Annotated in this window: 27 protein-coding genes; 17 read left to right on the top strand and 10 right to left on the bottom strand. The window is 72.9% G+C overall.

Features of this window, described 5'->3' with window-relative positions:
• Positions 1 to 2: 2 nt before the first annotated feature.
• Positions 3 to 323 carry a ferredoxin gene (gene fdxA, locus D0D28_RS14590; RefSeq protein ID WP_020420964.1) on the top strand — a complete coding sequence of 107 codons (321 nt, stop codon included), beginning with the start codon at positions 3 to 5 and terminating at the stop codon, positions 321 to 323.
• Positions 320 to 1,414 (top strand): succinyldiaminopimelate transaminase, encoded by a 1,095-nt coding sequence (gene dapC / locus D0D28_RS14585; RefSeq protein ID WP_116110931.1) that lies wholly within the window; start codon positions 320 to 322, stop codon positions 1,412 to 1,414. The genes fdxA and dapC overlap by 4 nt, the downstream gene beginning before the upstream one ends.
• Here dapC and D0D28_RS14580 read toward each other — a convergent pair.
• The gene (locus D0D28_RS14580; protein WP_116110930.1) at positions 1,408 to 2,004 is read right to left on the bottom strand and encodes a TetR/AcrR family transcriptional regulator; all 597 of its coding nucleotides are present in this window, start codon (positions 2,002 to 2,004) and stop codon (positions 1,408 to 1,410) included. The two genes, dapC and D0D28_RS14580, sit on opposite strands and share 7 nt — an antisense overlap.
• A gap of 70 nt (positions 2,005 to 2,074) precedes the next feature.
• Between D0D28_RS14580 and D0D28_RS14575 the strand changes: the two genes are divergently transcribed.
• Entirely contained in the window at positions 2,075 to 3,451 is a 1,377-nt protein-coding gene (locus D0D28_RS14575) for an FAD-dependent monooxygenase (protein ID WP_116110929.1), read from the top strand.
• A gap of 369 nt (positions 3,452 to 3,820) precedes the next feature.
• Here the strand turns inward: D0D28_RS14575 and D0D28_RS14570 are convergent, their stop codons facing one another.
• Genes D0D28_RS14570 through D0D28_RS14560 form a run of 3 tightly spaced genes read right to left on the bottom strand, consistent with a single transcriptional unit; the run spans position 3,821 to position 6,224 of the window.
• Positions 3,821 to 4,762: a CHAD domain-containing protein gene (locus D0D28_RS14570; RefSeq protein WP_240323207.1), complete on the bottom strand. Its 942-nt coding sequence runs from the start codon at positions 4,760 to 4,762 to the stop codon at positions 3,821 to 3,823.
• Positions 4,763 to 4,793: 31 nt separating this feature from the next.
• Positions 4,794 to 5,774, bottom strand: a complete 981-nt coding sequence (gene dapD / locus D0D28_RS14565; protein WP_116110927.1) for a 2,3,4,5-tetrahydropyridine-2,6-dicarboxylate N-succinyltransferase — start codon at positions 5,772 to 5,774, stop codon at positions 4,794 to 4,796.
• Between the two features lie 15 nt (positions 5,775 to 5,789).
• Entirely contained in the window at positions 5,790 to 6,224 is a 435-nt protein-coding gene (locus tag D0D28_RS14560) for a hypothetical protein (protein WP_094006938.1), read from the bottom strand.
• A gap of 34 nt (positions 6,225 to 6,258) precedes the next feature.
• Here D0D28_RS14560 and dapE point away from each other — a divergent pair, with 34 nt between their 5' ends.
• The 3 genes from dapE to D0D28_RS14545 are packed head-to-tail and all read left to right on the top strand — an operon-like array spanning position 6,259 to position 8,698.
• Positions 6,259 to 7,335, top strand: a complete 1,077-nt coding sequence (gene dapE / locus D0D28_RS14555) for a succinyl-diaminopimelate desuccinylase (protein WP_094006887.1) — start codon at positions 6,259 to 6,261, stop codon at positions 7,333 to 7,335.
• A 25-nt stretch (positions 7,336 to 7,360) separates the two neighbouring features.
• Positions 7,361 to 8,131: a TIGR00730 family Rossman fold protein gene (locus tag D0D28_RS14550; protein WP_094006886.1), complete on the top strand. Its 771-nt coding sequence runs from the start codon at positions 7,361 to 7,363 to the stop codon at positions 8,129 to 8,131.
• The gene (locus D0D28_RS14545) at positions 8,132 to 8,698 is read left to right on the top strand and encodes a TIGR00730 family Rossman fold protein (RefSeq protein WP_094006885.1); all 567 of its coding nucleotides are present in this window, start codon (positions 8,132 to 8,134) and stop codon (positions 8,696 to 8,698) included.
• Between the two features lie 241 nt (positions 8,699 to 8,939).
• On the opposite strand, the gene D0D28_RS14540 is transcribed toward D0D28_RS14545, so the two are convergent.
• A complete protein-coding gene (locus tag D0D28_RS14540) occupies positions 8,940 to 9,611 on the bottom strand; it encodes a lysophospholipid acyltransferase family protein (protein WP_094006884.1) in 672 nt (223 codons plus the stop codon).
• Between the two features lie 47 nt (positions 9,612 to 9,658).
• On the opposite strand from D0D28_RS14540, the gene D0D28_RS14535 reads away from it, so the two are divergent.
• Genes D0D28_RS14535 through D0D28_RS14520 form a run of 4 tightly spaced genes read left to right on the top strand, consistent with a single transcriptional unit; the run spans position 9,659 to position 11,922 of the window.
• A complete protein-coding gene (locus D0D28_RS14535) occupies positions 9,659 to 10,603 on the top strand; it encodes a glucosyl-3-phosphoglycerate synthase (protein ID WP_094006883.1) in 945 nt (314 codons plus the stop codon).
• 1 nt (position 10,604) lies between these two features.
• Positions 10,605 to 10,907 (top strand): DivIVA domain-containing protein, encoded by a 303-nt coding sequence (locus tag D0D28_RS14530; RefSeq protein ID WP_094006882.1) that lies wholly within the window; start codon positions 10,605 to 10,607, stop codon positions 10,905 to 10,907.
• Complete coding sequence (locus D0D28_RS14525; RefSeq protein WP_116110926.1) at positions 10,904 to 11,359, top strand: SRPBCC family protein; 456 nt, start codon at positions 10,904 to 10,906, stop codon at positions 11,357 to 11,359. Before D0D28_RS14530 ends, D0D28_RS14525 begins: the two co-directional genes overlap by 4 nt.
• Positions 11,356 to 11,922: a DNA-3-methyladenine glycosylase I gene (locus D0D28_RS14520; protein ID WP_116110925.1), complete on the top strand. Its 567-nt coding sequence runs from the start codon at positions 11,356 to 11,358 to the stop codon at positions 11,920 to 11,922. Before D0D28_RS14525 ends, D0D28_RS14520 begins: the two co-directional genes overlap by 4 nt.
• Before the next feature lies 1 nt (position 11,923).
• Here the strand turns inward: D0D28_RS14520 and D0D28_RS14515 are convergent, their stop codons facing one another.
• Positions 11,924 to 12,718 carry an enoyl-CoA hydratase-related protein gene (locus D0D28_RS14515; protein ID WP_116110924.1) on the bottom strand — a complete coding sequence of 265 codons (795 nt, stop codon included), beginning with the start codon at positions 12,716 to 12,718 and terminating at the stop codon, positions 11,924 to 11,926.
• A gap of 168 nt (positions 12,719 to 12,886) precedes the next feature.
• Between D0D28_RS14515 and D0D28_RS14510 the strand changes: the two genes are divergently transcribed.
• Both D0D28_RS14510 and D0D28_RS14505 read left to right on the top strand, forming a co-directional pair.
• Positions 12,887 to 13,054 carry a DUF3117 domain-containing protein gene (locus D0D28_RS14510; protein WP_081617745.1) on the top strand — a complete coding sequence of 56 codons (168 nt, stop codon included), beginning with the start codon at positions 12,887 to 12,889 and terminating at the stop codon, positions 13,052 to 13,054.
• A gap of 73 nt (positions 13,055 to 13,127) precedes the next feature.
• Positions 13,128 to 14,549 (top strand): leucyl aminopeptidase family protein, encoded by a 1,422-nt coding sequence (locus D0D28_RS14505; protein ID WP_116110923.1) that lies wholly within the window; start codon positions 13,128 to 13,130, stop codon positions 14,547 to 14,549.
• Between the two features lie 158 nt (positions 14,550 to 14,707).
• Here D0D28_RS14505 and D0D28_RS14500 read toward each other — a convergent pair whose 3' ends face one another.
• Positions 14,708 to 15,637, bottom strand: coding sequence for a LysR family transcriptional regulator (locus D0D28_RS14500; RefSeq protein WP_116110922.1), 930 nt, complete (start codon positions 15,635 to 15,637; stop codon positions 14,708 to 14,710).
• Positions 15,638 to 15,745: 108 nt separating this feature from the next.
• Here D0D28_RS14500 and D0D28_RS14495 point away from each other — a divergent pair, with 108 nt between their 5' ends.
• The gene (locus D0D28_RS14495) at positions 15,746 to 16,903 is read left to right on the top strand and encodes an MFS transporter (protein WP_116110966.1); all 1,158 of its coding nucleotides are present in this window, start codon (positions 15,746 to 15,748) and stop codon (positions 16,901 to 16,903) included.
• 238 nt (positions 16,904 to 17,141) lie between these two features.
• Here D0D28_RS14495 and D0D28_RS14490 read toward each other — a convergent pair whose 3' ends face one another.
• The 3 genes from D0D28_RS14490 to D0D28_RS14480 form a co-directional block, all read right to left on the bottom strand.
• Positions 17,142 to 17,513, bottom strand: coding sequence for a VOC family protein (locus D0D28_RS14490; protein WP_094006876.1), 372 nt, complete (start codon positions 17,511 to 17,513; stop codon positions 17,142 to 17,144).
• Positions 17,514 to 17,537: 24 nt separating this feature from the next.
• Positions 17,538 to 18,311 carry a helix-turn-helix transcriptional regulator gene (locus D0D28_RS14485; protein WP_116110921.1) on the bottom strand — a complete coding sequence of 258 codons (774 nt, stop codon included), beginning with the start codon at positions 18,309 to 18,311 and terminating at the stop codon, positions 17,538 to 17,540.
• A 129-nt stretch (positions 18,312 to 18,440) separates the two neighbouring features.
• Entirely contained in the window at positions 18,441 to 19,079 is a 639-nt protein-coding gene (locus D0D28_RS14480; protein ID WP_116110920.1) for an O-methyltransferase, read from the bottom strand.
• A 190-nt stretch (positions 19,080 to 19,269) separates the two neighbouring features.
• Here D0D28_RS14480 and sigE point away from each other — a divergent pair, with 190 nt between their 5' ends.
• From sigE to tatB, 4 genes are all read left to right on the top strand, one after another.
• A complete protein-coding gene (gene sigE / locus D0D28_RS14475; RefSeq protein ID WP_094006873.1) occupies positions 19,270 to 19,887 on the top strand; it encodes an RNA polymerase sigma factor SigE in 618 nt (205 codons plus the stop codon).
• The gene (locus D0D28_RS14470) at positions 19,884 to 20,537 is read left to right on the top strand and encodes an anti-sigma factor family protein (protein ID WP_116110919.1); all 654 of its coding nucleotides are present in this window, start codon (positions 19,884 to 19,886) and stop codon (positions 20,535 to 20,537) included. The genes sigE and D0D28_RS14470 overlap by 4 nt, the downstream gene beginning before the upstream one ends.
• An 81-nt stretch (positions 20,538 to 20,618) precedes the next feature.
• A complete protein-coding gene (locus D0D28_RS14465) occupies positions 20,619 to 22,142 on the top strand; it encodes a S1C family serine protease (protein ID WP_094006871.1) in 1,524 nt (507 codons plus the stop codon).
• A 102-nt stretch (positions 22,143 to 22,244) separates the two neighbouring features.
• Positions 22,245 to 22,655: a Sec-independent protein translocase protein TatB gene (tatB, locus tag D0D28_RS14460; RefSeq protein ID WP_094006870.1), complete on the top strand. Its 411-nt coding sequence runs from the start codon at positions 22,245 to 22,247 to the stop codon at positions 22,653 to 22,655.
• Positions 22,656 to 22,903 lie beyond the last annotated feature (248 nt).

The raw sequence follows: 22,903 nt of genomic DNA, 5'->3' as shown, positions 1-22,903 counted from the left end.
CAGTGACGTACGTGATTGCCGAGCCCTGCGTCGACGTGCTCGACAAGGCGTGCATCGACGAGTGCCCCGTCGACTGCATTTACGAAGGCGACCGCATGCTCTACATCCACCCGGACGAGTGCGTGGACTGCGGTGCCTGCGAGCCGGTGTGCCCGGTCGAGGCGATCTACTACGAGGACGACGTGCCGGACGAGTGGGCCGAGTACACCAAGGCCAACGTCGACTTCTTCGACAGCCTCGGCTCGCCGGGCGGCGCCTCCAAGGTCGGCAAGACCAGCAACGATCCGCAGTGGATCAAGGACCTGCCCCCGCAGGGCGAATGAACCGCGGCGGTACCGGTCTGCCCGACTTTCCGTGGGACTCGCTCGCCGAGCCCACGGCACGGGCGAAGTCCCACCCGGGCGGCCTCGTCGACCTGTCGGTCGGCACGCCGGTCGACCCGGTGCCCGAGTCGATCCGGGCCGCCCTCGCGTCGGTCTCGGAGATCCCCGGGTACCCGGCCACCCACGGCACGCCGCAGCTGCGTGCGGCGGCGGTCGAGGCGCTGAACCGACGGCACGGCGTCACCGGCGTCGAGCCGGCGGCGGTGTTGCCCACGATCGGGTCCAAGGAGCTGGTCGCCTTGCTGCCGCGGCTGCTCGGCGCCGAGCCCGGCGACACCGTGGTGATCCCCGAGCTGGCCTACCCGACCTACGAGGTCGGCGCGCTGCTCGCGGGCGCCGGGATCCTGCGCGCCGACGACCCGCGCGGTCTCGCCGAGACGCCCGCGATCGTGTGGCTGAACTCGCCGTCCAACCCGACCGGACGCGTGCTGGGCGCCGACGCCCTGCGCGGGATCGTCGAGTGGGCCCGCGAGCGGGACGTGATCGTGGTCTCCGACGAGTGCTACCTCGCGCTGGGCTGGGACGCCGATCCGGTGTCGATCCTGCACCCGTCGGTGTGCGGCGGGCGCCACGACAACCTGCTGGCCGTGCACTCGCTGTCCAAGTCCGCGAACCTCGCCAGCTACCGCGCCGGGTTCGTCACCGGTGACCCGGAGCTGGTCGCCGGGCTGCTGGCGGTGCGCAAGCACGCCGGCATGATCGTGCCGCGCCCGGTCCAGGAGGCGATGACCGCCGCGCTGGCCGACGACAGCGCGCTGACGCTGCAGCGCGAACGCTACGCCCGCCGTCGCCTGGTGCTGCAGAAGGCGTTGCAGGACAACGGTTTCCGCATCGACCACTCCGAGGCCGGGCTCTACCTGTGGGCCACCCGCGGTGAGGACGCCTGGCAGACCGTGCGGTGGCTGTCCGAGCGCGGGATCCTGGTCGCGCCGGGCACGTTCTACGGCCCCGCGGGCGGCGAGCACGTGCGGGTGGCGCTCACTGCGACCGACGAGCGCGTCGAAGCCGCCGCCGAGCGCCTCGGTCAGTAGTCGCGGCCGCTGATCCCCCGGTAGACGAACCGGGTGAGCGCCTCGATCGCCTCGTCTTCGGTGAGGTCGGTCACCCCGTCGTGCCACAGCTGGGCGAAGCTGTCGACGACCGCGGTCATCAACGTGACGCTCGCCAGCGGTGAGCCGGGCAGGCGGTGGCCCGCCTCGGTCACGTAGTCCACGTGATCGGTGATCTCCTCGTTCTGCACCCGCGTGAACTCGTTGAGCTTGCGCGCGAAGTCCTCGTTGACCTGGGCCGCCTGCCGCAGGGCGCGCAGGGTCGCCGCGTGCTCGGCGTAGAAGTGCCAGTACCCCGCGACGTGGAACCGGACCGCCGCGGGATCGGTGAAGTCCGGGCTGTGCTCGGGGTGGTCCACGGTCTCGTCGCCGGCCGCCTCCAGGTCGGCCAGCAGTGACTCGAGCAGTTCTTCCTTGCTGGCGAAGTGGTTGTAGAACGACCCGGCCGCCCGGCCCGCCTCGGCCGTGATGTCGGTGATCTTCGTGTTCAGGTAGCCCCGCGTGGCGAACAGGCGCTGCGCGGCGGCCTTCAGCGCGGCCTCGGTCTCCGCGGCCTTCTCCTTGCGCTTCACCGCACCTCCTTGACGGGAGCACGCTAGCAAGTCCATTATGAATCTAAATTCAGTGAATGGAGATTCAGTCATGGATGTTTTGATCGCGGGCGCCGGCCCGGCCGGGCTCGCCCTGGGCATCGACCTCGCCCGGCGCGGGGTGGGCGTGCGAATCGTCGACAAAGCGACCGAGTTCTTCCGGGGGTCCCGGGGCGACGGGCTGCAGCCGCGCACGCTGGAGGTGTTCGACGACCTCGGGGTGATCGACGCGGTGCTGGCCGCGGGCCGGGACACACCGGCCTTCCGGGTGCACCTGGACGGCGAGTTCGTGGAGGAGCGCCGGATGGCCGAGCGGCGCGAGCCGACGCCGGACGTGCCCTACCCCAACGGGTGGACGCTGGGGCAGGCGCAGATCGAGGGCATCCTGCGCGACCGGCTGGCGGAGTTCGGGGTGCGCGTAGAGCTGGGCGCGGCGCTGACCGGCTTCACGCAGGACGCCTCCGGTGTCACCGCGGAGCTGGCCACCGGGGAGACCGTGCGGGCGGACTACCTGGTCGGCGCGGACGGCGGGCGCAGTTTCGTGCGGAAGGCGCTGGGGATCGAGTTCGAGGGCGTCACGGACGAGTCGGCGCGGATGCTGCTGGGCGACGTCGAGGCCGATCTCGACCCGGAGTTCGGTTACTGGTTCGCGCGGGCGGCGGATCCGGGGCGCGGGGTCGTGATGAGCCCGCTGCCGGGGATCGGGCTGTTCCAGTTCGGTGCGCCGCTGGGGGAGGAGGACGTCGAGCCGAGCGTGGTGACTTTGCAGTCCATTCTGGACGGAGTCGGCGCCGGCGTGCGGCTGGGGGAGCTGACGTGGTCGACGGTGTGGCGGCCGAACGTGCGGCTGGCGAAGCGGTTCCGGGTGGGCCGGGTGTTCCTGGTCGGCGATGCGGCGCACGTCCACCCGCCGACCGGTGGGCAGGGGCTGAACACGAGCGTGCAGGACGCGTACAACCTGGGCTGGAAGCTCGCGGACGGGTCGCCGGAGCTGCTGGACAGCTACGAATCCGAGCGGCGGGGGGTGGCCGAGCGGGTGCTGGGCGTCTCGTCGGAGCTGCTGCGCAAGTACCTGGAGGGCGACGAACGGGCGCACGAGCGCGGTGAGGAGACCCAGCAGCTGGACATCAGCTACCGGACTTCGGACGAGCCCGGGCTCGCGGTGGGGGACCGGGCGCCGGACGCGCCGCTGGTGGATGAGAGCGGCAAGGCGATCCGGCTGTTCGACCTGTTCCGCGGCCCACACGCCACCCGGCTGATCTTCGGCGGCCCGGCAACGGACGAGCCGCACACCTACGCGGTGCTGCGCCCGGGGGAGTCCGCCAGGGGCCGGCACGTGGTCGACGCCGAGGGGCACGCTTTCGCCGCGTACGCCGCGAAGGAGGTGGTCGTGCGGCCGGACGGGTACGTGGGCACGCTGGTGCGCTAGTGACGCGCCGACGTGGGCGGCTGGTGATGGTGTGGTCGTTCTGGTTGTGACTGCGGTCGGCGGGCCGCCGGTCAGGCGGCCCGCCGGTGCAGCTGCCGTCTGGCGGAGGGGGCCGGGCGGTGGGGGTTGGCCGCAGCCTTTGGCTGCGGTCGTGGGTGCCGTCGGCGCGCGGGCGCGTGGGGGTCTGGTCGGTGTGGCTGCTGCCTGGTGCAGGGGGCCAGGCAGTGGGGGCCGCTGGCCGCAGCCTGGCTGCGGCCGTGAAGTGCCGTCAGTGCGCGGCGCCCCGGCGGCCGGCCTGGCCGCGCTAGCCGCGCGGTGGCCTGGCCGGTGCAGCTGCCGCTCAGTGCAGGGGGCCGGGCGGTGGGGGCGCTAGCCGCACACCTTGGCCGCCGCCGCGTTCACCTTCGCCAGTGCTGCCGGCCAGGCGGCCCGGGCGGTGGCGCGGCGCCTCAGTTCCCGCTCCGCGATGCGGCCCGCGACGAAACCCACGGCGGGCTCGTCGGCCACCGCGAGCAGGTCCCGCATCCGCGCGGCGGCCACCACCGCGTCCTGGTGGTCCCCGAGCACGTCCTGCAGCCGCTTGGTCGCCTTGATCAGCTCCCGCACCCGCGTGACCTGCTTCTTCCGCGCCGCCGCCTGCGCCGTCTCCGCCGCGTACCGCAGCCGCTTGCCGTGGATCCGCAGCTCGTGCAGCTCGTCGTCCGGCGGGTCGGCCGGCAGGGCGGCCACCGCCTTCGCCAGCTTCCGGTACGGCTTGCGCACCACGGCACCGACGTCCACCGGGCCCGGCGCCGGATCAGCGGTCAGCTGCAGCTCCGTCAGCACCAGCCGCGCCGTCGACCGCAACAACGCCGCGTACCGGGCGCTGCCCAGGCACCGGTTGAGCCGCCGCTTCGCCTTCGCCCGCTCGGCCACGAAGATCCGCACCAGCCGCGCCCCGGCCGCCTGGTCGGGCTCGCCGAGCGACGCGACCGTCGCGCGCAGGTGACCGATCAGCACGTCGTGGTCGCGCACGTCACCGAGCCCGGCGGCGAGCCACTTCAGCTCGGCCCGCACGTCGTCGCCCGCCGGCCCCAGCAGCTTCAACGCGCTGCGGAGCCGGCGGACGGCCACGCGCATCTGGTGCAGGTCCTCGGGATCGGACCCGGACCGCGTGCCCGGCTCGTACCTGAGCATCGCGCGCAGCTGCCCGTCGATCCGGGCCCGGAGCAGCGTCTCCGGGGTGTCCCGCGGACCCGCGACCAGCGGTTGCCCGGGCAGGCCGAGGTCACCGACGGTCACGACCCGGGAGGGCAACGTAGCGGTGCTCACCAGATGAATGATAGGTGAACGAAACCCGCGTTCAGTTCGCGTGCAGCATCTCGTTCAGCTCGATGCCGGCCCCGGTGCGCGGCACGGCCTCGACCGCGCCGGTCTCCGAGTTGCGCCGGAACAGCGCGCCGGAGATGCCGGACAGCTCGCGGGCCTTGACGGTCTTGCCCTCGACCACGACCTTCGTGCCGGCCGTGACGTACAGCCCGGCCTCCACCACCGAGTCGTCGCCGAGGGAGATGCCGACCCCGCCGTTGGCGCCGATCAGGCAGCGCTCGCCCAGCGAGATGACCTCCTTGCCGCCACCGGACAGCGTGCCCATGATCGACGCGCCGCCGCCGACGTCGGTGCCGTCGCCGACCACCACACCGGCCGAGATGCGGCCCTCGACCATCGACGCGCCGAGCGTGCCGGCGTTGAAGTTCACGAAACCCTCGTGCATCACCGTGGTGCCGTTGGCCAGGTGCGCGCCCAGGCGCACGCGGTCCGCGTCGCCGATCCGCACCCCGGCGGGCACCACGTAGTCGACCATGCGCGGGAACTTGTCCACGCTGTAGACGGTGACCGGGCCACGCGCCCGCAGCCGCAGCCGGGTCTGCTCGAAGCCCTCGACCGGGCACGGGCCGTGGTTGGTCCACACGACGTTGGCCAGCAGGCCGAAGATCCCGTCCAGGTTCTGCCCGTGCGGCTGCACCAGGCGGTGCGACAGCAGGTGCAGGCGCAGGTAGATGTCGTGCGCGTCGGCCGGAGCCTTCGCGAGCGTGCCGATCGTGGTGCGCACCGCGACCACCTCGACGCCGCGGGCCTCGTCCGGGCCGAGCAGCGCGGCGGCGGCCTCGCCGAGGATCTCGGCGGCCTGCTCGCGGGTCAGCCGCGCGGTCCCGCTGGTGCCGGGCTCGCCCAGCTTGGGCTGCGGGAACCAGGTGTCCAGCACGGTCCCGTCGGTGGTGACGGTGGCCAGGCCGACGCCGTGCGCACCGGTGGTCTCGGGATTGGGGCTCTGCTCGCTCACGGCCCTAACCGTAACTCAGCCGGTCACGAGCTGGGTGTCCACCAGTTGCTTGACCGACCGGAGGCTGTCGGCGATCGAGGTGAGCGCCGTGGTGCACGCCCCGCCCGGCTCGGCGACGGCGTCGCAGTGGCTGCCGCGGTAGGCGCCGATGCCCTTCTCCAGGTCGTTCGCCGCCGCGACCAGGTCCGGGTGCTTGGTGCCGGCCTGCTCGCGCACCAGGCCCGGGGTGCTGCCCAGCTCGGTCACGTACTTGCCGCAGCCGCGCGGGGTCTGCCCGGCCGGGTCGCGGAAGCAGGTGTCCGCGGTCAGGGCGTTGAGCTTGATCGACAGCGCGTAGGGGGTTTCCGCCGGCCCGGCGCCGCCCTTCGGGGTCGGGCCCGCCTCGTTCGAACAGCCGGCCAGCACGAGTGCCAGCGCACCGAGCGTGATCAGGGGCTTCCATGTGCGCATCAGCCCACGGTACGACACCCCCTAGAGTCGGGACATGACGACTCTCGACCTGCACGCCGACCCCGTCGACCTGACCGCCGCGCTGGTGGACGTCCCGAGCGTGTCCGGGCAGGAGACGGCGCTGGCCGACGCGGTGCAGGCCGCGTTGCTCGCGCAGGCCGGGCACCTCGAGGTGGTGCGCAACGGTGACGCCGTGCTGGCCAGGACGAACCTCGGCCGGCCCGCCCGCGTGGTGCTGGCCGGGCACCTGGACACGGTGCCGGTCAACGAGAACCTGCCGGTGCGCCGCGAGGGCTCCGGCGACGACGAGGTGCTGCACGGGCTCGGCACGGTCGACATGAAGGGCGGCGACGCGGTGTTCCTGCACCTGGCCGCCACCGTCACCGAGCCGCGCCACGACGTCACGTTCGTCTTCTACGACAACGAGGAGGTCGAGGCCGTGCGCAACGGTCTCGGCCGGATCGAGCGGGAGATGCCGGAGTGGCTGGCCGGCGACCTGGCGATCGTGGGGGAGCCGTCGAACGCGGTCATCGAGGCCGGCTGCCAGGGCACCATGCGGGTCGAGCTGCGGCAGACCGGCAAGCGCGCCCACACCGCGCGCGCCTGGATGGGCGTCAACGCGATCCACGCCCTGGGCGAGCCGCTGCGGCGGCTGGAGACCTACCAGGCGCGGGTGGTGGACATCGACGGTCTCACCTACCGCGAGGGCCTGCAGGCCGTGCGGATCTCCGGCGGGGTGGCCGGCAACGTCGTGCCGGACGAGGCGGTGCTCGCGGTGAACTTCCGCTTCGCCCCGGACCGCAGCCCGGAGCAGGCCGAAAAGCACCTGCGTGAGGTGTTCGACGGCTACGAACTGTCCGTTGTGGACCTTTCGCCGGGCGCGCTGCCCGGCCTGACCGCCCCGGCGACGGCCGAGCTGGTGCGGGCCGCGGGCGGCGAGGTGGCGGCGAAGCTGGGGTGGACGGACGTCGCCCGGTTCGCCGCGCTGGGCATGGCGGCGGTGAACTTCGGCCCCGGGAACCCCACCCTCGCGCACACCCGTGAGGAGCACGTCGCGGCCCGGGAGATCCGGCAGGTCACGCGCGTGTTGCGGGACTTCCTGGGCCAGTAAGCTCGGCGGGGTGACAGGGCCAGAAGTGGACGAAGCGTCCGAGTATCCCGAGCACCCGCGGGAGAAGCAGCGGGGTCCGGTCGTGCTGCGCCGCGAGCGCCGCATCGAGCAGACCACCACCGACCAGCGCCTGCTCGACTCGCGCGGGCCCAGCGACTGGGTGCACACCGACCCGTGGCGGGTCATGCGCATCCAGGCCGAGTTCGTCGAGGGCTTCGGCGCGCTGGCCGAGGTGCCGCGCGCGGTCACCGTGTTCGGCTCGGCCCGCACGCCCCGCGACCACCCCGAGTACGAGCTGGGCCGCAAGATCGGCGCCGGGCTGGCGAACGCCGGGTTCGCGGTGATCACCGGGGGCGGGCCGGGCGCGATGGAGGCGGTCAACCGGGGCGCGTCCGAGGCCGGCGGGCTGTCCATCGGGCTCGGCATCGAGCTGCCGTTCGAGCAGGGCCTGAACCCGTGGGTCGATCTCGGGGTGAACTTCCGGTATTTCTTCACCCGCAAGACGATGTTCATCAAGTACGCGCAGGCGTTCATCTGCCTGCCCGGTGGTTTCGGCACACTGGACGAGTTGTTCGAGGCGCTCACCCTGGTCCAGACCAAGAAGGTGACGAAGTTCCCGGTGGTCCTGTTCGGACGGTCCTACTGGGGCGGGCTCTACGACTGGGTCCGGGACGCGGTGTACGCCCAGGGCAAGATCAGTGACAAGGACCTGGCGCTGCTGCACCTCACCGACGACGTCGACGAGGCGGTGGCGATGGTCGAGGAGGCCTACAAGGCCTGGGAGGACACCCACTAAGTGAAGCGGATCTGTGTGTTCTGCGGTTCTTCCGGCGGCGGCGACCCGGTGTACGTGGACGCCGCCACGGCGCTCGGCAAGCTGCTCGCCGAGCGGGGCATCGGCCTGGTCTACGGCGGCGCGAGCGTCGGCCTGATGGGCGCGGTCGCCGACGGCGCGCTGGCGGCGGGCGGTGAGGTGATCGGGGTGATCCCGGAGCACCTCAAGCGGGTCGAGATCGCGCATGCGGGCTTGTCGGAGCTGGTGGTGACCGCCGACATGCACGAACGCAAGGCGAAGATGGCCGAGTACGCCGACGCGTTCCTGGCCCTGCCCGGCGGCGCCGGGACGCTGGAGGAGCTGGCCGAGGTCTGGACGTGGGCCCAGCTCGGCTTGCACGGCAAGCCCATCGGCCTGGTCGACGTGCGCGGGTACTACCGCCCGTTCCGCGACTTCATCGACCACATGGTCACGGAGAAGTTCCTGCGCGCCGAGCACCGGGACCTGGTCTTCGTGGACGAGGACCCAGCAGCACTACTGGACGCCTTCGCGAGGTACGAGGCCCCCGACATCGCCAAGTGGCAATAACAGCACCACCACCACGACCCAAACCGCCACCCGGCAACGAAACCGGCCCCACCGCCCGAGCCACCCCTCTCCCGCAACCCGATCCCCAGCCAAATCGGTTGCCGAGCAGTCGGGTCAAGGCACGCTTTCCCGCCTTGACGCGACTTCTCGGCAACCGAACAATTGAAGATCGGGTTCGGGAGGGCACTTCTCATCCGGGCGTAGCGAAGCGAAGCCGGCGCTTGAGATACGCGCGTAGCGCCTACGCAGCTTCACCCGGACGCTTGTGGTACTTGTCCACGTACTCCTGCCCCGAAAGCTCCGCGATCGCGTACATCACCTCGTCGGTAACAGCGCGCCGAATCGCCGGCGACGCGTCCAGGCCGTCGTAGCGGGAGAAGTCCAGCGGCTCCCCGAACTCGACGGTCACCTTCGCGAACCGCGGGAACAGCTTGCCGTTCGGCACCAGCTTCTCCGTGCCGGTCAGCGCCACCGGCACCACCTTCGCGCCGGTCGCCAGCGCCAGCGAGCCCACCCCGGTGTGCCCGCGGTGCAGGCGGCCGTCGAGCGAGCGGGTGCCCTCCGGGTAGATGCCGAACACCCCGCCCTGGTCGAGCACCCGGCGGCCGGACTCCAGCGCCGCCAGCCCGGCCTTCGCGTTGCCGCGCTCCACCGGCACGAACCCCACCGCGTCCAGGAACGCGGCCATCAGACGGCCGCGCAGGCCCTTGCCGGTGAAGTACTCCGCCTTGCCGAGGAACCGCACCCGCCGCGGGCTGACCAGCGCCAACAGCGTCGTGTCCACGGCCGCCCGGTGGTTGGGCGCGAGGATCACCGGGCCGTACGCCGGAACCCTCTCCGCGCCACGCACCTCCGGCCGGTAGATCAGCTTGACCACCGGTACGGCCAGGAGACGGATCAGCTGGTAAAGCACGGTTCCTCCAGTTCGTCGTCGATTCCAGCATGGCACGATCGGCGGTCATGGACACCGGCTGGTTCGCCCTGCGCACGTGGCAGGAGCCCGATTTCGACCCCGCTGACCTGGTACGGGCGAAAGCGGGCCGCACCGTGTCGGTGGTGCTGCCCGCACTCGACGAGGAGAAGACCGTGGGCCGGGTGGTCGCCTCGGTGCGGCCGCTGGTCGGCACGCTCGTCGACGAGCTGGTGGTCGTCGACTCCGGCTCCACCGACGCGACGGTCGCGGTCGCCGCGGCGGCCGGGGCCCGTGTGGTGCGCCGCGAGGACGTGCTGCCGGACCTCGAACCGCTGCCCGGCAAGGGCGAGGTGCTGTGGCGGTCACTGGCCGCGACCAGCGGTGACCTCGTCGTGTTCCTCGACTCCGACCTCGTCGACCCCGACCCCGGGTTCGTGCCCGCGCTGCTCGGCCCGCTGCTGCTGACCGAGGGCGTGCACCTGGTCAAGGGCTTCTACCGGCGGCCGCTGCGGGTCGAGTCGGCCGAGGCCGGCCACGGCGGCGGCCGGGTGACCGAGCTGCTCGCCCGCCCGGTGCTGTCCGCGCTGCGGCCCGCGCTGTCGGCGGTCGTCCAGCCCCTGGGCGGCGAGTACGCGGCCACCCGCGAGTTCCTCGAATCGGTGCCGTTCGCCGCGGGGTACGGCGTGGAGATCGGGCTGCTGCTCGACGCCGAGGCCCGCTACGGCATGGCCGGGCTGGCCCAGGTCAACCTGGGTGTCCGCAAGCACCGGAACCGGTCGCTGCTGCAGCTGGGCGTCATGGCCCGGCAGATCCTCGGCACCGCGCTGGCCCGGTGCGGCATCGACGCGGGCGGCTCCGGGACGCTGACCCAGTTCGTGGCCGACGCCGGGACGTGGGTGCCGCGGGAGTCCGAGGTCCTGGTCGCCGACCGGCCGCCGATGCGGCAGGTGCGCTCGGGGGACGAACCGCGCCCGGGTGTGTCACGATTCTGACGTGACGACCGCCCTGATCTACCTCCTGATCATGCTGCTCGTGGCGGCGGTGGTGTTCCTGCTGGCCGCCGTCGTGTTCGGCCGCGGCGAGGAGCTCGCGCCGTTGCCGCCGGGCAGCTCGCCGACCCGCCTGCCGGTCCGCGACATCACCGGCGAGGACGTGCAGAAGGTGCGCTTCCAGCTGGTCCTGCGCGGGTACAAGATGTCCGAAGTGGACTGGGTGATGCGGCGGCTGGGCACCGAGATCGACGAGCTGCGCGCCCGGGTGGCCGTGCTCGAGGCGGAACGGCAGACATCGGGATGATCGACCTGGTCCTGTCCGTGGACGTGCACGCGGGCGCGGGCACGACGTGGCTCGCGCTGACCGACTGGGAGCGGCAGCACGAGTGGATGCTCGGCACGCACGTCGAGGTCGTCGAGGGTGACGGGCGCAGCGTCGGGTCGAAGCTGAGCGCGTTCACCGGGGTGCGCGGGGTGGGCGTCACCGATCCGATGGAGATCACCAGCTGGGAGCCGCCGGTGCGGTGCACGGTCCGGCACCTGGGCAGCGTCGTCAAGGGCACCGGTGCCTTCCACGTGCACGCCAAGGGCGCGCACCGGTCCACGTTCGTCTGGTCGGAGAGCCTGGTGCCGCCGTTCGGGCCGGCGGGGCAGCTGGGCTGGCCGGTCGTGAAGCCCGCGTTCGTGCTCGGGCTGCGGTATTCGCTGAAACGGTTCGCGAAGTTCGCGGAGAGCTACTCGGTGGGGCAGGTGTGATGGAGTCGATCGGCGCCGACGGCGTGTCGCGGTGCCCGTGGGCGAACTCGGCGCCGGACTACGCCGAGTACCACGACACGGAGTGGGGCGTGCCGCTGCGCGGGCAGGACGCGCTGTACGAGCGGTTGTGCCTGGAGGCGTTCCAGTCCGGGCTGTCGTGGATCACGATCCTGCGCAAGCGGGAGGGCTTCCGGAACGCCTTCGCCGGGTTCGTGCCGGAGAAGGTGGCCGAGTTCGGCGACGACGACGTGGAGCGGCTGATGGCCGACGGGTCCATCGTGCGCAACCGGGCGAAGATCCTGGCCGCGATCACGAACGCCCGCGCGATCGCGGAGCTGGATCAGCCGCTGGACGAGCTGCTGTGGTCGTTCGCGCCGACCGGGAAGCGCCCGCGCCCCCGCACGATGGCCGACGTCCCGGCCATCACCCCGGAGTCGACGGCGATGGCGAAGGCGCTGAAGAAGCGCGGGTTCGCCTTCGTCGGCCCGACGACGTGCTACGCGCTGATGCAGGCCACCGGCATGGTCGACGACCACCTGGTGACCTGCTTCCGCGCGTCCTGACCTACTTGCCCTGGAAGTCGGGCTTGCGCTTGGCGACGAAGGCCTCCACCGCCTCGCGGTGGTCGGCCGTCGAGCCGAGCACCGTCTGCGCGGCGTCCTCCGCGGCCAGCGCGTCCTCCAGCGAGCCCTCCGCGGCCACGGTCAGCACGTGCTTGATCTTGGCGTAGCTGACCGTCGGCCCGGCGGCGAGCTTCGCGGCGAGCGCCTGCGCCCGGCCGGCCAGCTCCTCGTCCGGCACGACCTCCGTGACCAGGCCCAGCGACAGCGCCTCCTCAGCGCCGACCGTGCGCGCCAGCAGCATCAGCTCGGCCGCCCGCCCGTAGCCGACCAGCCGCTGCAGCGTCCACGACGCGCCCGAGTCCGGACCGAGCCCGACGTTGGCGAAGGCCATCAGGAAGTTCGCCGACGACGCGGCCACCCGCAGGTCCGCGGCGTAGGCGAAAGCCGCCCCCGCGCCCGCGACCGGGCCGTTCACCGCGGCGATCACCGGCTTCGGCATCTCGACGATGGCCCGGACGATCGGGTTGTAGTGGTCCTGCACGGTCCGCAGCGGGGCCGGGTCGCCGGCCTGCAGCAGCCCGACGTGCTCCTTGAGGTCCTGGCCCGCGCAGAACGCCTTGCCCGCGCCGGTCAGCACCACCGCGCGCACCGCCGGGTCCGCCGAAGCCTCGCGCAACGCGGCGAGCAGGCGCTCCTTCAGCTCCACGGTGAGCGAGTTGTAAGCCTTGGGGCGGTTCAACGTCACGGTGCGCACGCCGTCGGCGTCGGCGGTGAGCAGCACGTCCTCGGTGGTCACCGGAGGTCCTCCTGAAAACTCGGGTGCGGGGCGATACCAGCACCTAAGCAAACACGAAAAGATCGGTCCGCGTTCGCGCGCCCATCCTGATGAGGGAGAATGGGGCCTGACCCGGTTGGCTTGAGGAGCGCGACCCGGGCGCGCCGGTTGATACGGAGGGAGCACGCTATGGCGGCCATGAAGCCCCGGACCGGAGATGGTCCCCTCGAGGTGACTAAGGAGGGGCGGGGCCTCGTGATGCGCGTTCCGCTCGAGGGCGGTGGGCGACTTGTCGTCGAGCTGTCGGCCGAAGAGGCCAAGGATCTGGGGGTTGCCCTGCAGGAGGCCACCAGCTGAGCACGTCCCGTCCCGTCGTCACCGGCTGACGTCACGCGCGGCCGCAGTCCCTTGAGTTCCAGGAGGTCGCCAGATGGCGCGGTTCCCCCTGCCGTCCGTTCCCAGCCGCCTGATCGACGTCGAGGTCGCCGACGCGCGCCGTCGTGGCGCCGACCTGGCCGTCCTGGTTCCCGCGGGTGCGGCCGCGCCGGTCGCCGGGGTCGAGCACTCCGGCAAGGCCGGTGAGGTCCGCCGGGTCCCCGCCGGGGACGTGCGCTGGCTGGTCGGGATCGGCGAGGGCGAGCCCGCGCAGTGGCGCACCGCGGGCGCGGCGCTGGCCCGGGAGGCCGCCGACGTCAAGGCCGTGCAAGTCGAGCTGGGTGGCGACGTCACCGGCGAGCAGGTCGCGGAGCTGACCCTGGGCGACCTGCTCGGCGGGTACCGGTTCAAGGTCACCGCGGAGGTGGACGAGCCCGCGTTGCGCACCCTGCGCCTGATCACGCCGGAGGCCGGTCACCAGCGGATCGTCGAGCGCGTGCGGGTGCTGGCCGGGGCGTCGGCGCTGGCCAGGGACCTGGCGAACACGCCGTCCAACGTCAAGAACCCGGAGTGGCTGGCGGACACCGCCGCGCGCCTGGCCGGCGAGGTGCCCGGCCTGAGCGCCACGATCCGGGACGAGCAGTGGCTGGCCGCGCAGGGCTTCGGCGGGGTGCTCGCGGTCGGCGGCGGTTCGGCGAGCCCGCCGCGGCTGATCGAGCTGACCTACCGGCCGCGCGGCGCGGTGCGGCACCTGCTGCTGGTCGGCAAGGGCATCACGTTCGACACCGGCGGTCTGTCGATCAAGCCGGCCGACGGGATGCACCTGATGCGCACCGACATGGCCGGTGGTGGCGCGGTGATCGCCGCGGCGCTGGCGATCGCGTCGCTGCGGCTGCCGGTGCGGGTCACGGCGCTGGTGCCGGCGGCGGAGAACCACGTGTCCGGGTCGTCGTACCGGCCGGGCGACGTGGTGCGGCACTACGGCGGGCGGACCACCGAGGTGTCCAACACCGACGCCGAGGGCCGCATGGTGATGGCCGACGCGCTCGCCTACGGGATCCGGCGGTTCAGCCCGGACGCCGTGGTCGACGTGGCCACCCTGACCGGCGCGATGAAGGTCGCGCTGGGCCTGCGGACCGGCGGGCTGTTCGCGACGGACGACAAGCTGGCCGACGAGATCCGCGAGGCCGGCGCGAGCGTGGGGGAGGCCTGGTGGCGGATGCCGCTGCTGGACGCCCACGCCGACGCGGTGCGCGGTGAGCTGGCCGACGTGAAGCAGGCGCCGGGCGGGCCGGGCGGCATCACCGCCGCGCTGTTCCTGCGCGAGTTCACCGAGGGCCTGCCGTGGGCGCACCTGGACATCGCGGGCCCCGCCCGAGCCGAAAAGCCCTACGCGGAGGTCGTCCCCGGCGCGACGGGCTTCGCGGCGCGGACGCTGGTCGCGTTCGCGGAGTCGTGGGGCTCGGACCAGGGGTAGCTCCGGGGCGCCGTCGCGGCGATGGGCCTGCTCACGTGGCGCGGACGCTGGTGGCGTTCGCGCCAGTCGTGGGGCTCGGATCAGGCGTAGCTCCCGGGCGCCGTCGTGGCGGTGGCAGTGCCGGTGGCCGGTAGCCGGGTGAGTCCGCGCGGGTCTCGTCAGGCGTAACGTGCGCCGTTCGTGCGGACGTGGTCGCGGAAGGCGGCGACCGCTGGGGTCGGCTCCTCGCCCGCCCGCCAGGTCAAGCCGATCGTCCGGCTGACCCGCGGTGACAGCGGCACCTCCACCACCCCGGCCGGCGGTACCGGCCCGAACCGCGGCAGCAGGGCCACCCCCAGCCCCGCCGCGACCAGGCCCCGCGCGGTGTCCGACTCCTGGCTCTCGAACGCGATCCGCGGCTCGAAACCGGCCGCCGCGCAGAGGTCGTCGATGATCTGCCGCAGCCCGTAGCCGTGCTCCAGCGTCACGAACGGCTCGCCGGCCAGCTCCGCCACCCGGATGCGGCGCCGCCGGGCCAGCGGGTGCGCCTCTGGCACCGACAGCAGCAGCTCCTGCTCCGACAAGGCGAAGCTGTCCAGCGTCGCGGTCTCCGGCAGCGGAGCCACCAGCGCCAGGTCCAGCTCACCGTCGGCGAGGCGGTCCAGCACGTGTTGCCGCGAGCCCTGGACCAGCGAAAACCGCACCCCGGGGTGGTCGGCGCGGAAGTCGCGCAGCAGCGACGGGACCAGCCACCGGCCCAGCAGGTGCAGGAATCCGAGCACCACGTGCCCGCGATCCGGCGAGATCTCCTCCCGCGTCTGCCGCACGCCCGTCTCGACCGCGGCGAGTGCCCGCGCGGCCGTCGCCGCGAGGATCTCGCCCGCCCTCGTCAGGCGGACGCCGCGCCCGTCCGGCCGGGTCAGCGGCGCGCCGACGATCTCGGCCAACGCGGCCAGCCGCCGGCTCACCGTCGGCTGCGGGACGCCCAGCCGTTCCGCCGCACGGGTGATGTTGCGCGTCTCACGCAGGGCGGACAGCAGGGCCAGGCTGGGGGCCAGCTCCGCCGCCAGCTGCTGGTCAGACGCTTCAGCCGGATTTTCATACGCCACGGTATGAATAGTGCCAGTTCTACGCATTGGAAGTATCTGTTAGCGCGGCTTACGTTCGAGGGCGTGTCAGTCGATGTGCTCGTCTCCGTCCGTCCGGAGACGCGGCGGGTGAAGCTCGCGGTCGCCGCCGCGGGGATCTCGTCGTTCGCCCTGCTCTACGCGCCGCAACCGGTCCTGCCGCAGCTCGCCGCGCAGTACCACCTCGACCCCGGCTCGGCGTCGCTCGCGGTGTCGGTGGCGACCGCGGCGCTCGCGATCGCGGTGCTGCCGATCGCGGCGCTGTCGGAGATCGTGGGGCGGCGGCCGATCATCATCGCGTCGGTGACGCTGTCGGTCGTGCTGGGCCTGCTGATGCCGTTCGCGCCCTCGTACCCGGTGCTGTTGGTGCTGCGGGCGCTGCAGGGGATCGCGATCGCCGGGTTCCCGGGCGTGGCCTCCGCGTACCTGGTGGAGCAGCTCGGCAGGACCGGGGTGGCCGCGGCGGTGGGGGCGATGATCGCGGGCAACACGGTCGGCGGGATGCTCGGCCGGTTGTCCGCCGGGTTCAGCGCGGAGGCGCTGGGCTGGCACGGCGCGCTGGCCGTGGTCGCGGGCGTGGCGCTGGTGTGCAGCGCGATCACCGTCCTGTCGCTGCCCGCCGGTGCGCGGGCGCCGGGGGAGCGGTCGCGGGGCGTGCTGAGCGGGATGGGTCTGGCGTTGCGGCGGCCGGTGCTGCTGGCGCAGTACGGCGTGGCGCTGCTCGCGATGGGCGCGTTCGTGGCGATGTACAACGCGGCCGGGTTCCGGCTGACCGGGGACCTCGGCCTGTCCCCGGCGGTCGCGTCACTGGTGTTCCTCGCCTACGCGGTGGGCTCGGTGTCGTCGTCGAACGCGGGCCGGCTGGTCGCCCGGTTCGGACGGCCGCGCGCGGTGCTCGGCGGGCTGGCCGTGATGGCGAGCGGGATCCTGCTGACCCTGCCCGATTCGCTGCCGCTGGTGGTGCTCGGGTTCGTGGTGCTCACCGGCGGTTTCTTCGCCGCGCACGCGGTGGCCAACGGCTGGGCCGCGGCCGAGGCGCCGGAGGGCGCGCGCGGCCAGGCGTCCGGGATGTACACCCTGGCCTACTACCTGGGCAGCAGCGTCGGCGGCACGCTCGGCAGTGTGGTTTTCGGGCACTTCGGCTGGCGCTGGCTGGTCGGGGCTGCGGTGGTGTGGCTGGTGCTGGCTGGTGGGGCGGTGGTCGGCCTGCGCGGGCGCGGTGTTCGGCGAGTGGTCGTTTCGGTCTGAACGGTGGGCTGGGCGTGTGGCGGGGCTCGGTGTGCTGGACGGTCGGGCTGTCGCGCGTTCGTGGAGCGGATGGTTGCCGGGTGTGGGTCGGCGGTTGATGGGGTTTCTGCTGGAGCCGGGCGGGACGTTCGGCAGTGTGGTTTTCGGGCACTTCGGCTGGCGCTGGCTGGTCGGCGCCGCGCCCTGGCCGGTGGGGCGGTGGTCAGCTTGCGGGCGGCCGCCACCCGGCGAGCGGTGGTCAGCCCTCCAGCAGGAAGTACTCGTTCCCGAACGGGTCGGCGAACCACGTCGCCATCACGCCCCACGGCATGACCTGCGGTTCCCCCACGAACCGCACGCCGCGGGCGGTCATCTCGGCGTAGGCGGCGGCGACGTCCGGCGTGATCACCGTGATGCCGGTGCCGCCCGGGGCCACCGCGCGCTCGTAGACCTCCGGCTGCCCGAGCACGATCGACGTCCGCGCGCCCGGCGGCGCCACGGTCAGGAACCGGTGGACCGGCCCCAACCGCACGTCCTCCCGCTTCTCCCAGCCCAGCGTGCCGACGTAGAAGCGCAGAGCCTCCTCCTGGTCGCCGACCAGGATGGTGGCCGAGTGCAGGTGGGTGATCACCCTCCGGACGCTACGGCGGCGCTCTCACCGGTGTCTTCTCCGTTCTTGCGCATCGGCCGAGGCCAGCGCGGGCAGGGCGATCAGGACCGGCGGCGACCAGTCCTGACCCAGCTCCAGGTGCACGTCGCGCTGGTGCACCGGCGCCTCCGCGGACACCCGGACCGCGCGCGGGCAGGCGCCGAGCACGGTGCGGCCCGGGATGAGCTGGGCCGCCGGGCCGGTGCCGGTGGGCAGTGCCGAGGACATCACCCAGTACGTGCCCGGTGGGACGCCGGTGAGCAGGAAATCGCCCGGTTCGGCCAGCAGCGTGCCGCTGACCGGGAACCCGCGCGCGGCGCGCTTGGAGAACAGCCCGACGTAGACCGCCGGGTTCGGGCCCAGCGCCATCAAGGCGGCCGGGCTCAGCCGGACCGTGCCCATGACCGTGCCGCCGCCCGCGCCCGGCACCGACACCGGGTGCGGCGGTGAGCCGGTGAGCACGTCCGGCAGCCGCCGGAACTCGACGGGCGTGGTGCCGACCGCGGCGGTGAAGCGGGTGGTGAACGTGCCGACCGCGGAGAACCCCACCGCGTTGCAGATGTCGATGATCCGCTCGTCGGTCCGCAGGAGCAGTTGTTTGGCCTTCTCGAACCGGCGGGCCGTCAGGTATTGGCACGGCGGCATGCCCAGCTCCCGCGTGAACGTGCGGGCCAGGTGGAACGGGCTGTAGCCGACGTGGTCGGCGACGTCCCCCAGCCCCAGCGGTTCCGCCGCGTGCGTGGTGATGAACCGCGCGGCGCTGACGACTGCCTCGCGCATGACGACCCCCTCGTCGATCCGGACATTTCGCGTGAGGTGATCCTGCACCAGGGGTACGACAATTTCGAGGGGCGTCACCGGCTGCCAGCGCCGGGCGACGCAGCGCAGACCAGCGCTGACCAGCGGCGATCACTGCACCGCGGCGACCAGCAGCCCTCCGCCGACCGGCAGCAGCGCCGGCACCAGTCGTTCGTCCTCGCGGATGGCCCGCGCCAGTTCGCGCGCCGCGAGGGAGCCCGGCTCCCGCCGCTCGCCGCGGGCCGCGTCCGTCACGCCGTGGAACGCGATCACCCCGCCCGGCCGCAGCAGCTGCACGCCGTGCTCGTAGTAGCGCGGGTACTCGGCCCGCGCCGCGTCCACGAACACCAGGTCGTACCCGCCGCTGGTCAGCCGCGGCAGCACGTCCAGCGCCCGGCCCATGATCAGCCGCGTCCGCCCGGGCGGGTACCCGGCCTCGCGGAACGTCCGCCGCGCCGCCTGGTGGTGCTCCGGCTCGATGTCGATCGAGGTCAGGACCCCGTCCGGCGCCATGCCGCGCAGCAGGTAGAGCCCGCTGACCCCGATGCCGGTGCCGATCTCGACCACCGCGCGGGCCCGCAGGCTCGTCGCCAGGAAGCACAGCGCCGCCCCGGTCGCGGGTCCGAGCGCCGCGCAGCCCAGCTCCGCCGAGCGCGCCCGTGCGGCGAGCAGCGCGGCGTCGGCCGGGTGGTCGGGCAGGTAGGCCTCGGCGTGGTCGCCGCCACTCGCCGCGAGCGTCTCGGAGGTCACGCGCGCAAGGTTAGCGCTGGTCGTCACCAAACCCGCGGAAGACGTGCACACTTCTCTCAGGCGGCTCTCAGTCTCGTCTCACTACCCACATAAGGAGAGAGGCCAAGCTGGGTCTCAACGGGCACCAGGGGTACCCGGGAACACAGTGCGGATGGCCCGCGTTGGACAGATCAGTTGGGAGAACAGCCTGATGGAGGTGCCGTCCCCCACGATGCAGAACAGCCTGAAGAACGAGCAGGTCGAGGGCCACCCGGTCACGGTCGACGAGTCCGCGTGGACCCCGCCGTCGTGGGACGAGGTCGTCCGCGAGCACGGCGACCGCGTCTACCGCCTGGCGTACCGCCTGACCGGCAACAGCCACGACGCCGAGGACCTCACCCAGGAGACGTTCATCCGGGTGTTCCGCTCGCTGGCGTCCTACAAGCCGGGCACCTTCGAGGGCTGGCTGCACCGCATCACCACGAACCTGTTCCTGGACATGGCGCGCCGCCGCTCGCGGGTGCGCATGGAGGGGCTGCCCGAGGACACCGACCGCATCGTCGGTGACGACCCGAGCCCCGAGCAGGTGTACAGCGACACCCACCTGGACCCGGACCTGCAGGCCGCGCTCGACGAGCTGCCGCCGGAGTTCCGCGCCGCCGTGGTGCTGTGCGACGTCGAAGGGCTTTCCTACGAGGAGATCGGTGCGACGCTCGGCGTGAAGCTGGGCACCGTGCGCAGCCGGATCCACCGCGGCCGGCAGGCGCTGCGTGCCTCGCTCGAACGGCGCCGGGCGGCCAAGGAGGAATCCGTGGGGGTTTCCGCATGAGCGAACTGCGAGGCTGGGGCCTGCCCGAGTCTCACCTGCTTCCCGACGCCGTCGTCGCCTTCGTGGACGGCGAGATGAGCCTGGGCGCCCGCGAGCGTGCCGCGTCGCACGTCGCGCGCTGCCCGATCTGCGCGGCCGAGGTGACGTCGCAGCGCCAGGTGCGCGCGGCCGTCCGGCACGCGGGAGCACCGTCGATGCCGGCCAGCCTGCTGGCGAGCCTGCGCAACATCCCGCAGGACACCGACCTGCCCACCAGTCCCGACAACCTCGCGGTGACCGAGGACGGCCAGCTGGTCGCGATCCAGCGGCCGGACCGCGTCGCCGGCCTCAAATCGTCCCCTTTTGGGTCGTCGGCGCCGCTCGGGTCGAGCGCGCCTTTCGGTAGCGGTTCCGCCGTGCTGGGCGGGCAGCGTCAACCGTCGGTGCGGCGCCGGGTCGCGCAGGGTGCCGGGGTGGCCGTGTCCGGCCTGGTGCTGAGCGCGCTCGCGCTCGTGGTGACCTCGTCGACCGGCGGCGATCCGACCCAGGCCAACCCGGAGCCGGGGCAGGCCCCCGCGCCCGGCGTGCTGCGTGCCCAGCTCGGCGGCGAGCCGAGCGCACCGGCCACCACCACGACCACCACCACCCCTGCCCCAGTGGCCGGTCGCTGACGCGCCCTTCACCGCCCGCGCGGGACAATCGGTGGCGTAGGGTCGCGCCGACAGCACGACGAGCCAGCCACCCGGGGAACGATGAGTCAGCCGAATCCACCACAGGACAGCGCCGGCGCGGAACCGCGGCTGGCGCCGCGCCCGCTGGACCGGCCGCCGGTGGATCCCGCGGAGGCCGGTGTGTTCGGCCGCCCGCACGGCGTGGACGGCGCCTTCGACAAGCTCTACACCCCCGGCACGCGCAACGGCGACAAGATCGCGTCCACGCCGCCGGCGCCGGAGTCGCTGGCCGAGGCCTTCGGCCGCCCGCCCGGCGCGGAGGACGTGCGGCTCCAGCGGCCCGCCGGGGACAACGGCAGGCACCCGGGCGGTGAGCCGGAGCCGCCGCTGTGGTCCCGGATGACCGACCCGTGGCGCGATCCGGGTTCGGCCGCGGTGCTGTCCCGCCCGGCGCTCGATCCCGACGACTCCGACGACTCCGACGCCGACCGTCCGCGCAGCGCCCAGCTGTCGCTGCCGGAGCTGCTGTTCGGCCGCCGGGTCAAGCCGGTCGCGCTGGGCCTGCTCGGGGTGATCTGCCTGCTCATCGGCGCGGTCGGCGGCCTGATCGGCTGGTGGCTCGGCGGCGCGGGTGACTCGCTGACCGGCTCGGCGACGATTTCCGAGGCCGAGGCTGGCAAGGAACGCGCGCCCGGCTCGATCGCCGACATCGCGCAGCGCGTCGCGCCCGCGGTCATCTCGATCGAGGTCAAGTCCGGCCAGTCCGGCAGCGTCGGCTCGGGCGTGATGATCGACCCGCAGGGCTACGCGATCACCAACAACCACGTCATTTCGCTGGCCACGAGCGATCCGCAGGCCAAGATCACCGCGGTGTTCACCGACGGCACCCGCACCGAGGCGCGGGTCGTCGGGACGGACCCGAAGACGGACCTGGCCGTGATCAAGGTGGCCGTGTCCAATCCGACGGTGCTGCAGATCGGCGACCCGGCCAGCCTCGAACCGGGCGATTCGGTGATCGCCGTCGGCTCGCCGCTGGGGCTGGAGAACACCGTGACCTCGGGCATCGTGAGCGCGCTGCACCGGCCGGTCACCGCGGCGGGGGAGAACGGCGAGCCGCCGGTCACCTACGACGCCATCCAGACCGACGCGCCCATCAACCGCGGCAACTCGGGCGGGGCGCTGGTCGACTCCACGGGCGCGCTGGTCGGCATCAACTCGTCGATCCGCACCGATGGTGGTCAGGACGGTTCGGGCGGCAGCATCGGCATCGGGTTCGCGATCCCGGCCGACGACGCCATCAAGATCGCGCGGACGCTCATCAGCAGTGGTCAGGTCAAGCACGCCGACATCGGGGTGAACGCGGCGTCGGTGGCGGCGGAGACGTCGGAGGGCGCGCAGGTGCTCAACGTCGCCGACGGTGGTCCGGCCGCGCGGGCCGGCATCGCGGAGGGCGACGTCATCACCAAGCTCGGTGACCGGCTGGTGCGCAACGCCGCGGAGCTGACGGTGGCGGTGCGGCAGCACGAGATCGGCGAAACGGTGCCGGTGCAGCTGGTGCGGCAGGGGCGGACGCTGATGGTCGACGTGACGCTGGGCTCGGACTGACGGCGCGGTGGCCGAGACGTGAACTCCTCGATCAGCGGTGGACCGGGGCTGTCGCCGAGGTAACCTGGGAGAGCTACGGCCGTGTGAGGCGGAGGTTCGCGAATGTTCGAAAGCGTTGGCTGGGGCGAGATCCTCGTCCTGATCGTCGCGGGCCTGTTCATCCTCGGCCCGGAGCGACTGCCCGAGGCGGCCGCGTGGCTGGGCCGCAGCGTGCGGAAGGTGCGCGACTTCGCGAACGGCGCGCGGCAGCAGCTGAAGGACGAGATGGGCTCGGACTTCGAGCAGTTCCAGAAGCCGCTGGAGGACCTGCGGCAGCTGCGCAACTTCGACCCGCGCCGGGCGGTGACGCAGCACCTCTTCGACGGTGACCCGGACCCGCTCGGGATCAACGGCCTGTCGGGCGGAAGCGTGAAGCCGAACGGCTACCCCGCGGCGGCCAGCCCGGCCACCAAGGCGGAGCCGGAGCCACTCAAGCCAGGCGAGAAGCCACCGGTGGACCCCGACGCCACCTGAGCAAAGAAGGCGCCCCTGACGGGGCGCTCTTTTTTTGGGAGCGTGCCCGAAAACCGCCGGCCGGCAACGCAACAGCACCGACTACCCCAAGGGCCGCGCGGCAGCCCTGCACAACCCCCGCCCGGCAACGCAACAGCACCGACTACCCCAAGGGCCGCGCGGCAGCCCTGCACAACCCCCGCCCGGCAACGCAACAGCACCGACTACCCCAAGGGCCGCGCGGCAGCCCTGCACAACCCCCGCCCGGC

This window comes from Amycolatopsis ruanii (assembly GCF_003385175.1).
Classification (GTDB): Bacteria; Actinomycetota; Actinomycetes; order Mycobacteriales; family Pseudonocardiaceae; genus Amycolatopsis_E; species Amycolatopsis_E thermalba.
Note: the sequence above shows the minus strand (reverse complement) of the source record. Positions and strands in the feature narration are given on the sequence as shown.

Excerpts from the sequence above, each read along its gene's own strand:
- dapC (WP_116110931.1), top strand. The coding sequence starts at position 320 with ATGAACCGCGGCGGTACCGGTCTGCCCGACTTTCCGTGGGACTCGCTC.
- D0D28_RS14575 (WP_116110929.1), top strand. The coding sequence starts at position 2,075 with ATGGATGTTTTGATCGCGGGCGCCGGCCCGGCCGGGCTCGCCCTGGGC.
- D0D28_RS14560 (WP_094006938.1), bottom strand. The coding sequence starts at position 6,224 with ATGCGCACATGGAAGCCCCTGATCACGCTCGGTGCGCTGGCACTCGTG.
- dapE (WP_094006887.1), top strand. The coding sequence starts at position 6,259 with ATGACGACTCTCGACCTGCACGCCGACCCCGTCGACCTGACCGCCGCG.
- D0D28_RS14535 (WP_094006883.1), top strand. The coding sequence starts at position 9,659 with ATGGACACCGGCTGGTTCGCCCTGCGCACGTGGCAGGAGCCCGATTTC.
- D0D28_RS14525 (WP_116110926.1), top strand. The coding sequence starts at position 10,904 with ATGATCGACCTGGTCCTGTCCGTGGACGTGCACGCGGGCGCGGGCACG.
- D0D28_RS14510 (WP_081617745.1), top strand. The coding sequence starts at position 12,887 with ATGGCGGCCATGAAGCCCCGGACCGGAGATGGTCCCCTCGAGGTGACT.
- D0D28_RS14505 (WP_116110923.1), top strand. The coding sequence starts at position 13,128 with ATGGCGCGGTTCCCCCTGCCGTCCGTTCCCAGCCGCCTGATCGACGTC.
- D0D28_RS14485 (WP_116110921.1), bottom strand. The coding sequence starts at position 18,311 with ATGCGCGAGGCAGTCGTCAGCGCCGCGCGGTTCATCACCACGCACGCG.
- sigE (WP_094006873.1), top strand. The coding sequence starts at position 19,270 with ATGGAGGTGCCGTCCCCCACGATGCAGAACAGCCTGAAGAACGAGCAG.
- D0D28_RS14470 (WP_116110919.1), top strand. The coding sequence starts at position 19,884 with ATGAGCGAACTGCGAGGCTGGGGCCTGCCCGAGTCTCACCTGCTTCCC.
- D0D28_RS14465 (WP_094006871.1), top strand. The coding sequence starts at position 20,619 with ATGAGTCAGCCGAATCCACCACAGGACAGCGCCGGCGCGGAACCGCGG.
- tatB (WP_094006870.1), top strand. The coding sequence starts at position 22,245 with ATGTTCGAAAGCGTTGGCTGGGGCGAGATCCTCGTCCTGATCGTCGCG.